The organism is Streptomyces solicavernae (assembly GCF_029968095.1).
Lineage (GTDB): Bacteria > Actinomycetota > Actinomycetes > Streptomycetales > Streptomycetaceae > Streptomyces > Streptomyces solicavernae.
The window spans coordinates 21363-29002 of the sequence record NZ_JASCIR010000048.1 but is presented as its reverse complement, the minus strand read 5'-3'; the positions used below and the strand labels follow the sequence as shown (position 1 = coordinate 29002).

Annotated in this window: 10 protein-coding genes and 1 pseudogene; 2 read left to right on the top strand and 9 right to left on the bottom strand. The window is 68.4% G+C overall.

The features are described from left to right. Positions 1 to 68: 68 nt before the first annotated feature. Positions 69 to 227: pseudogene (locus QIS99_RS30195) on the bottom strand (Uma2 family endonuclease); the annotation flags it as partial. Between the two features lie 61 nt (positions 228 to 288). Further along, complete coding sequence (locus QIS99_RS30190; RefSeq protein ID WP_282516913.1) at positions 289 to 723, bottom strand: ATP-binding protein; 435 nt, start codon at positions 721 to 723, stop codon at positions 289 to 291. A gap of 204 nt (positions 724 to 927) precedes the next feature. On the opposite strand from QIS99_RS30190, the gene QIS99_RS30185 reads away from it, so the two are divergent. Then, on the top strand, positions 928 to 1773 hold the full coding sequence (locus QIS99_RS30185; protein WP_282516919.1) for a helix-turn-helix domain-containing protein: 846 nt from the start codon (positions 928 to 930) through the stop codon (positions 1771 to 1773). 10 nt (positions 1774 to 1783) lie between these two features. After that, positions 1784 to 2116, top strand: a complete 333-nt coding sequence (locus tag QIS99_RS30180; protein ID WP_282516912.1) for a DUF397 domain-containing protein — start codon at positions 1784 to 1786, stop codon at positions 2114 to 2116. On the opposite strand, the gene QIS99_RS30175 is transcribed toward QIS99_RS30180, so the two are convergent. The 7 genes from QIS99_RS30175 to QIS99_RS30145 all read right to left on the bottom strand — a co-directional run bounded on the left by QIS99_RS30175 (position 2101) and on the right by QIS99_RS30145 (position 7629). Beyond that, positions 2101 to 2724, bottom strand: a complete 624-nt coding sequence (locus QIS99_RS30175; protein ID WP_282516911.1) for an OmpA family protein — start codon at positions 2722 to 2724, stop codon at positions 2101 to 2103. The genes QIS99_RS30180 and QIS99_RS30175 overlap by 16 nt on opposite strands. Positions 2725 to 2730: 6 nt before the next feature. Then, on the bottom strand, positions 2731 to 3306 hold the full coding sequence (locus QIS99_RS30170; RefSeq protein ID WP_282516910.1) for a hypothetical protein: 576 nt from the start codon (positions 3304 to 3306) through the stop codon (positions 2731 to 2733). 19 nt (positions 3307 to 3325) lie between these two features. Further along, on the bottom strand, positions 3326 to 3889 hold the full coding sequence (locus QIS99_RS30165; RefSeq protein ID WP_282516918.1) for a pilus assembly protein TadG-related protein: 564 nt from the start codon (positions 3887 to 3889) through the stop codon (positions 3326 to 3328). Between the two features lie 35 nt (positions 3890 to 3924). Then, positions 3925 to 4128, bottom strand: coding sequence for a hypothetical protein (locus tag QIS99_RS30160; protein ID WP_408909661.1), 204 nt, complete (start codon positions 4126 to 4128; stop codon positions 3925 to 3927). Positions 4129 to 4456: 328 nt separating this feature from the next. Next, a complete protein-coding gene (locus QIS99_RS30155; RefSeq protein WP_282516915.1) occupies positions 4457 to 5347 on the bottom strand; it encodes a DUF5936 domain-containing protein in 891 nt (296 codons plus the stop codon). 12 nt (positions 5348 to 5359) lie between these two features. Continuing rightward, on the bottom strand, positions 5360 to 6295 hold the full coding sequence (locus tag QIS99_RS30150; RefSeq protein WP_282516909.1) for a type II secretion system F family protein: 936 nt from the start codon (positions 6293 to 6295) through the stop codon (positions 5360 to 5362). Beyond that, the gene (locus QIS99_RS30145; RefSeq protein WP_282516908.1) at positions 6292 to 7629 is read right to left on the bottom strand and encodes a CpaF family protein; all 1338 of its coding nucleotides are present in this window, start codon (positions 7627 to 7629) and stop codon (positions 6292 to 6294) included. The genes QIS99_RS30150 and QIS99_RS30145 overlap by 4 nt, the downstream gene beginning before the upstream one ends. Between the last annotated feature and the right edge of the window lie 11 nt (positions 7630 to 7640).

Here is a 7640-nt window from a genome sequence, read left to right as displayed (position 1 = left end):
CGTCAGAGCAGCGCTGAGAAGCCATTCCCTACCGGGCTGAAGCCCGGTACTCCCCGGCTAGATCCTGGTGGCCTGGCCGGCGACATCATGTCGTGGACGATTCCTTCTCCGGTGATCTCGAACTTGCCGGGAAGGGTGTCGTCCATCGACTGGATGAACTCCCGCATCACGCAGTACGCGCGATCACTGTGAGGACTGTCCGGGGACCGTCCGGCGTCGGGAGTCATGAGGCTCATGCTAGGCGGCCCTTTCGGCATCGGCTCGGCACATGCCGTGGACGAGGCGCGGTCACCCCGGCCTCCCGCACTCGGCCCAGAGCAACTTCCCGGCCCCGCCGCCCATCCCGTCCCCGAGCTCATACGCGCCCCACCGCTCGGCACACGCCCCGATGAGGAAGAGGCCCCTGCCGGTCTCGTCCGTGGCGGGTACGGCAGCGGGTGCGCGCTGGTCGCGGAAGGGGGCGGGGATCTCGGGGTTGGTGTCCCAGACGCTGACCCGTAGCCGACCGGGGGCCATTTCGCGCAGGCGGAGGGTGTACGTACCGAGGGAGTGCAGGTAGGCGTTGGTCACCAGCTCACTGGCCAACAGCTCGGCGCTGTGGGTCAGTTCGGCCATACCGTGGGAGTCGAGGACGGCACGGAGGGTCGTACGGGCGACGCCTGGGGCGCGGGGGTCGTGCGGGAGTTGGAGGGTGTAGGCCCAGGGGGCGGTTACGTTGGTCATGGGAAGTCGCCGATCATGTAGGGGAGTTGGAGGGATGTACGTGTCTGCCCGGTGGCTCTGTCACGGCGTCCCGTGGTGCACTTCCGGGCGGTCGGCCTGAGTTCCAAGGTAGCGTGAGTGCGAAAATGCATTACACGGATTCCCTAAAACTCATCACATGTCACTCGTGTGGGTGACAAGGACACCAGGAAGGCGGGCAAGACCGTGAGAAGCACTCCGACGGGCCGACAACTCCGTCTGGGCGCAGAGCTGCGAAAGCTCCGGGAGCGAGCCGGGCTGAGCGCCACCGAGGCGGGTCAACTCATCGGGGCCAAGCAAAGCCAGATCAGCAACATGGAAGCAGGCCGGGCGGGGGTGAGCGCCCAACGGATCCAGGCCCTGGCGTGCCAGTACGACTGCTCGGACAAGGCCCTCATCGCCGCACTGACCGACATGACCACCGACCGCAAACGGGGTTGGTGGGAGGAGTACCGCGAGATCCTCCCGAGCCCGCTGCTCGACCTGGCTGAACTGGAGCATCACGCCATGGCGTTGCGCTCCGCCGTCACGGCCAGGATTCCCGGCCTGCTCCAGACCCTGGACCACGCCCGCGAGATCTTCCGACAGGCGGTCACGGAACTCTCGCCGCCGGACGTGGAGCACCGCCTCTCCTTCCGGATCAAACGCCAGGCTGTCCTGTACGGAGAGAGGCCCAAGCCGTACCAGGCACTTATCCACGAAGCGGCACTGCACATGAAGGTCGGCGGACGCGCCACTTCCCGGCAACAGCTCCAGCACCTGCTGGACATGAGCGAGCGCGAACACATCACGCTGCGCGCCATCATGTTCGAGGTTGGCGCCTACCCGGGTTCGGGCCAGTCGATCTATTACGCGTCAGGACCCGTACAACAGCTAGACACCGTCCATCTCGACCAGTCCCATGGCCTGACGTTCCTGGACGCGGAGGCCCAACTGCACAAGTACCGCTCGCTCTTTCAGCGGCTGGAGACGGTCGCACTCGCCCCGGACAAGACCCAAGATCTCATTGCCCAGATCATCCGCGACCTGTGAAGGAGCCTTCGTGACCCCGCGAGCTTGGCAGAAGTCGTCCTACTGCTCAGAAGGCGACTCATGCATACACGTAGATGCAACACAGGACAGATCGGTGCTGCTGACCGAAAGCAGCGACCCCACCGGCGCCATCCTCACCACCACCCCCGAAACCTTCGCCGCCCTCCTCAGCCAACTGAAGGGCGGCAGCGCAAGCCCCGCGATCGACATCACCTACGGCCCTGCCGACCAAATACGGCTGCACGCCCCGGACACCGTCACCGTCGTCACGACCACCCGGGACAAGTGGCACACCTTCACCCTCGGCGTACGGGCCGGCGAGTTCGATCACTTCGGCGCCTGACCGCCCTCCTCGCGCGGGAAGGACACCTCGACCCGGCGGTTCTTCTTGCGGCCCTCCTCCGTGGAGTTGGACGCGATCGGGTAGTCCTCGCTGTAGCCGCGCACCTCGAACGTGATTTCCGGGCCGAGGTCCTGGGCCAGCTGGTCGTGCACGGCATCCGCCCGCTCCTTGGAAAGCTTCTCGCCGTGCGCGTACGAGCCCAGGTTGTCCGTGAAGCCGAAGACGCGGACCTTCGTCGAGTCCTGCGCCTTGATCTCCTCGGCGATCGCCCGGATCCGCGCGTCCGCCTCGGGGTTGAGCTTCGCGCTGTCCTTCGCGAACAGCACCTCGGCCTGCAGTGCGAACTTGACGCTGGAGTTCGTGTCCTCGCGGCGCTGGGTACCGCCCATGTCCTCGACGACGGACTTGATGTCAAGCACCTTCGCGGGCGCGAGCGTCGCCCCGTCGGCCAGCTTCAGGCCCGGCGCGGTCGGGTCCACCTCCGGCGGCGGCGAGGTCGCCACGGAGCCCGGGGGGAGGCTGGGTTCGTCGTCGGCGTACGCGGTACCGCCGGTGAGGGTCGCGGCGGCGAGGAGGGTCAGGGCGGTCAGGGTGCGCGGAGTGGGCATGGGCGGTCACTCGCCCTCGGTGATCTGGATGTCGGCGGGGGGCATGTCCGCGATCTGGAAGGTGATGTCGGTGGTGGACTGGGGTGGGGCGGGGAATTGAGCGAAGAAGGGTTTCGCCTCATTCGGCTTGATGCCGCCGGTGAACTGGGTGCAGAGGCAGCGCCCGCCTGTGTCGCGCAGGATCAGGTAGCGCTTCTTCCCTGCTTTGTCGACGAGTGCGGCACCGGCCATGGAGGCGCCGTTGGCGTTGAGCTCCTTCTCGTCGCCCCGCCACTGAGAAGGGTTCCAGAACTTGCCGCTGATGTTCGTCACCGTTCCGGACACCGTGAGGAATCCGCCCTGGTCGCGGACCGCCGAGTTGATGACCAGCCGGGCGTCGCTGTTGGACACCTCGGCGAGGACCTTCTCCTCGGTCGGCTCGTGTGACTGCTCTTTGTTCCCTTCGTCGCTCTTGCCACCGGATGTCGACTCGGAGCTTGCCCTGTTCTTTCCGCCGCCGCCGTCCTCGCCACCGCAGCCGGACATGGTGAGCACCAGGCCGGTCGCGAGCAGGCCTGCGGTCAGAGCCCTACGGGCCTTCATCGAGACTCCTTCGTAGACATCAGTCGGCCAGATGGACGGCGAACAGATCGTTGGCCTTGGGGAGTTCGACATCCCCCGGGCCCTCCGGGTCGATCTCCCAGGCACCGCTGCCATCGCACCTGAACTTCACTTCCTTCGACGGGTCGATGTCCACGTCGACAGTGCAGCGGGGTTCGATCACAGCCGTTGCGCTGGCTTTCGCGCGTGTGTTTTCCGTACCGGGGATCAGAGAGTCGCCGACGGTGTAGTTGGTCTCCACACCGGCAGCGAAGGAGGGCTTCCCGTCCATCTCGCCGATGTCGAGGCGGGTCAGGGTCGCGTCATTCGCGGCCGCCAGGTCGGTGGCCGCCGCTCGGCCGTCACCGAGGAACTCCTCACCGTCGAGCCATTCCTCCCAGTCACCCGATTCGAGGCCGACCACGAAGCCGTCCGTCAGTTCGTCACGTACCTCTTGCGCAGCGGCAAGGGCCGCAGCGTCGGCAGCGGACTGCGCTCCGTTGCGCGCCACTGCCCCTTTGGCGAATACGAAAAAGACGAACGCCACGAAAAGAAGCACGGCGACCAGCCAGATGTACAGCGGGATCGCCGAGCCCCGGTCGTCACGCAGGGACAGGGAGTTCAGTTGCCGCCGGTGATCTCGTTGACCGCGTCGCCGATCGCAGAAGAGATCGTCTCGTCCAACCCCAACCCCATAACCGCAGTAACAATCGCCGCAATCAAAATCAGCAGCCCCGCGTACTCGACGAACCCCGCCCCCGCGTCGGACGCCTTCCCCCGCATCCGCGCGGTGACCGCGCTCCTCCAGGTGCGGATCCTCGACATCCTCGGCATGGCTTTCCCCTCCGGCCCCTCCGGCCCCTCCGGCCTCTCGGGCCCCTCCGGCCCGGTCCGCCCGTACAGGAGAAACGTACGCCGAAATCACGCGTTTGCCAGAGGGGGCCTTGGGCCAACTCCGGACACGCATGTGTGGCGTTGGCTTCACAGCGGTCCCCTCCCCCGCGTCCGACCCGGATCCGCCTCGCAGAGACGCCGCTCGCAGAGACGCCGCTCGCAGAGACACCGCTCGCGGCGACGACGCCCGCCAAGACTGTCGCACAATGCGTTGCAACCGCGAAGTGGGGTGGCGGAGTTGATGCCGATTCGAGACACGTCAGCCTCCCAGGATCGAGCCGAAGTCCGTGTCCGAGCCGAGGAACATCCCGCACACGATCAGGATCAGGGTTGCCGGGACCATGAAGATCAAGGTGACCAGGGTGGTCTTCGGGACCGTCTTGGCCGCGCGGCGGCGCGCGTTCTGGGCGTCGGTGCGGCGCATGTCGGCGGCGATCTGGATCAGGGTCTCGGCGATCGGGGCGCCCAGCTCCTCGCCCTGATGGAGGGCCGTGACGAACTGGCTGACCTGTTCGCTGGTGTTGCGTCTGCGCAGTTCCTCGAAGGCGTGGCGGCGGGGGACGCCCATGTCCATCTGGCGCAGCGTGATGGAGAGCTCGTCCGCCCACGGGCCCTCGTAGCGGTCCGCGACCCGTTCCAGGGCCTGGCGGAAGCCGAGTCCGGCCGAGACGACGACGGCCAGTACGTCGAGAAAGTCCGGAAGTATGCGTTCGATCTGGTCCTTGCGTTCCCGTACCGCCTGCCAGATCAGCGCGTCCGCCGCGAACAGGCCGAAGGCGAGCGCGCAGAAGCCGAGGAGTGGGACGCCGCCGGCGAAGAAGGACAGGGCGCATACGGAGCCGAAGATGCCGTACACCGCGCGGCGGGCCGCGTACCGGTCGACCGTCAGGCCGTTCGGGTTGCCCGCCTGGTCGATCTTGCGGCGCTTGGCGTCGACCCGCTTCGGGCCCATGAGGCGGAGTACGGCCGGTGCGAACCGCATGCCCAGGCGGTCCACCGCCGAGTCGGCGGCCGAGACCCGGGACGAGCCGACCTCAAGGGCGAGCGCCAGGTCGTCGGGGAGTTTGGTCTCGGAGCGGTACATGCGGACGCCGAGGAACGCCCCGAGGACGGACAGGCCGAGGAGCGCGGCCGGCAGAAGTGCCCAGATCACGGTCAGCCCTCACACTTCGATCTTGCCGAGGCGGCGGATGACGACGAACCCGGCCGCGTACAGGCCGAGGGAGACGAGGATGAGGATCTGGCCGAGGGGCGATCCGGTGACCTTGGCGAGGGCGCCGTCGTTCATGGCGTTCAGCATCAGCATCGCGCCGATGCCGAGGCCGGGGATCGTGAACGCGGTGGCGTTGACCTCGGAGAGCATCGTGCGGACCTCGCGCCGGGTCTCCTTGCGCTCCTCCAGGGTCTGGGTGAGGTTGCGCAGGCTGTCGACGATGGTGCCGCCGGCCTTGTTGGAGAGGATCAGGGTCGTGACGAGGACGCTCAGTTCGCGGGAGGGGAGGCGTTCCGCCAGCTCGCCGAGCGCGTCGTCGATGGAGCGGCCGACGGCGAGCTGGTTGGAGACGACCGTCAGCTCCTCGCCCGCCGGGGCCTCCAGCTCCTCGGCGGCCATGGCGAGCGAGGTGCGCAGGGCGAGGCCCGCCGAGGTGCCGTTGGCGAGCAGCCGGGCCAGGTCGGGCAGCTGGTTGATGAAGGCCTCGATGCGCTTCTGATGCTGCCAGTCGAGGAACGCGTTCGCCCCCGCCACGGCCGCCACCGCCGCGATCGGGCCGAAGAACGGGGCGAGCAGCGCCCCCGCGAGCAGCCACAGGGCCGCCGCACCGGCGAGGAGGCAGACGAAGAACTCGCCGGGGGTGACATCGAGCCCGGTGGCCGCCAGCTTCCGCTGGATGCGGTGGCCGACGCGGGTGCCGCGCAGCCGCCGGTCGACGGAGCCGAACCGCCGCCGCCTGCCGGGGGCCGGCGGACCGTCGTCCGTCAGCCGGTCGACCAGGGCCTGCCGTTGGGCCCGGCCGGACGCGTACGAGTGGACGCCCGCGACGGCGAGCACCCCGCACAGGAGGGTGGCGCCGAGGGCCAGCAGCACCAGGGGGTTCACGGGGTCTCCCTCGCGTTCAGTACGTCGACCCCGTCGATCACCCCGTACGACGGAGGGACCGGCTCGGCCGCCAGGTACAGGCGGTCGGCGACGCGGCGGGGCAGGGGCAGGTGCTCGAAGACGCCGCGGACGACCCGGTCGGCGCCGGTCGGGGCCGGCGTGAAGCGGGCCGCCGGGACGATGCGGAACGGTTCGCGGCCGTGCGAGACGAGCAGCGAGATCTCGGTGATCCTGCGGGAGCCGTCGGCGAAGCGGGTCAGCTGGGCGACCACGTCGACGGCCGAGTTGATCTGGTCCCGCAGCGCCTCGAACGGCACGTCCACGTTGGACATCGAGCCGAGGGTCTGCAGCCGCATCAGGGCGTCCTCGGCGGAGTTGGCGTGCACGGTGGCGAGGGAGCCGTCGTGTCCGGTGGACATGGCCTGCAGCATGTCGAGGGTCTCGCCGCCGCGGACCTCGCCGACGATGATCCGGTCGGGCCGCATGCGCAGGCTGTTGCGGACCAGGTCGCGGATGGTGATCTGCCCCTTGCCCTCGACGTTCGGCGGGCGGGATTCGAGGCTGATGACGTGCGCCTGCTGGAGCCTGAGCTCCGCCGAGTCCTCGATGGTGATGATGCGTTCGTGCTCGGGGATGAGGGCCGAGAGAGCGTTGAGGAGCGTGGTCTTGCCGGTGCCGGTGCCGCCCGCGACGATCACGTTGAAGCGGGCCCGTACGAAACTGCTGAGCAGCATCAGCATCTGCTGGTCGAGGGTGCCGAGGTCGATGAGTTCGCCGAGCTTGTACGCGCGCGGGAAGCGGCGGATCGTCAGGGTGGGGCCGGTCAGGCTGAGCGGCGGGATGATCACGTTGACCCGCTCGCCGGAGGGCAGCCGGGCGTCGACCATCGGCGTGGACTCGTCGACGCGGCGGTTCACGGTGGACACGATCCGCTCGATGGTCTGCATCAGCTGCTCCTGCGAGGCGAAGCGGAGCGGCAGTTGCTCGACCCGGCCGGCGCGCTCGACGAAGATCGCGTCCGGCCCGTTGACCATGATCTCGGTGATGGAGGCGTCTTCGAGGAGCGGTTCGAGTACGCCGAGGCCCAGCGCCTCGTCGACGACCCGCCGGATCAGCTGGGAGCGCTGCACGGTCGACAGGACCGGGCCCTCGCGGCTGATGATGTGCCCGAGTACGCGTTCCAGGCGGGCCCGGCGCTCGGCGGCGGCGAGGCTCGACATCTCGGCGAGGTCGATCTCCTCCAGCAGCTTCGACCGGTACGCGGCCACGATGTGATCGTCCTCGTGGCCCGGCCCGACCTCCTCGGGCGGGGCCATCCGGGACCGCAGGCTCATGAATTGCTCAC

What these genes read in the sequence shown, in the direction of transcription:
- QIS99_RS30190 (WP_282516913.1), bottom strand. Translation starts at nt 723, where the DNA reads ATGACCAACGTAACCGCCCCCTGGGCCTACACCCTCCAACTCCCGCAC.
- QIS99_RS30175 (WP_282516911.1), bottom strand. Translation starts at nt 2,724, where the DNA reads ATGCCCACTCCGCGCACCCTGACCGCCCTGACCCTCCTCGCCGCCGCG.
- QIS99_RS30170 (WP_282516910.1), bottom strand. Translation starts at nt 3,306, where the DNA reads ATGAAGGCCCGTAGGGCTCTGACCGCAGGCCTGCTCGCGACCGGCCTG.
- QIS99_RS30160 (WP_408909661.1), bottom strand. Translation starts at nt 4,128, where the DNA reads ATGTCGAGGATCCGCACCTGGAGGAGCGCGGTCACCGCGCGGATGCGG.
- QIS99_RS30145 (WP_282516908.1), bottom strand. Translation starts at nt 7,629, where the DNA reads ATGAGCCTGCGGTCCCGGATGGCCCCGCCCGAGGAGGTCGGGCCGGGC.